We start from the raw sequence: 717 nt of genomic DNA, 5'->3' as shown, positions 1-717 counted from the left end.
CTGGAAACAGCTTTCAGCTGCCCAAAGTCTGCTGCGTTACCATGCAATTTTCGCCTAGGAGCAAACCTTATGCAGCGTTTAGCCAAACCCTCGGACTACGTCCGGCAAGACGTTCTCGGTCAATCGACCTACGTGCTTCCCTGGGAGCCGCGGCTGTGCCCGGGAAATCCTGCGGACGATCCGGAACTGGGCGCGCAGCTCTATAACGAATTTGCCTGCAACGCCGCTCAGGGCGTGACACCGCGATCACCAGCCGAACAGCTGTCTGACATCATCGGTTGGGCCATAGTTACGCCTGGAGAAGCCGCACGCAGCTTGGCGGCTGACCTCGCGGCGACCTACCAGGGTAAGCATCAGTTTCTAATGGAGGATTTGGAGCTTGGGGATGAGGAAACCAAGCCGCACCGAGCGCACCTGATTTTTCACAATGAGGATATTCGTGATCTGTCGGCTTCACGAGTGATGGCTTTACGTGAACGTATGGTTTTTTAGGTTTATCTATTCATAGCTATAAAATTTAATAAACTGGCAGTTGTGATATATAAAATCGGCGGATATTCAATGAATTATTATGCATCTCTTGGGAATAAAAGTTGTGTCGCAGAAGTTATCGATCCTTTCTTTTTAGCCAAACACATGGATCTTGATTTTAAGAAAACTGGATTGATAAATTTTGATTCCTTGAAAGAAATACATACTTATATAGATGTTTGTTTG

Annotated in this window: 1 protein-coding gene; it reads left to right on the top strand. The window is 47.4% G+C overall.

Going from position 1 to position 717, the window contains the following annotated elements; all coding sequences use genetic code 11:
• Positions 1–69 precede the first annotated feature (69 nt).
• Complete coding sequence (locus GHN92_RS23615; RefSeq protein WP_048362296.1) at positions 70–492, top strand: hypothetical protein; 423 nt, start codon at positions 70–72, stop codon at positions 490–492.
• The last annotated feature ends 225 nt before the right edge of the window (positions 493–717 follow it).

Source organism: Pseudomonas sp. FSL R10-2964 (genome assembly GCF_009600035.1).
In the GTDB taxonomy this organism is placed as follows: Bacteria; Pseudomonadota; Gammaproteobacteria; order Pseudomonadales; family Pseudomonadaceae; genus Aquipseudomonas; species Aquipseudomonas bubulae.
Note: the sequence above shows the minus strand (reverse complement) of the source record. Positions and strands in the feature narration are given on the sequence as shown.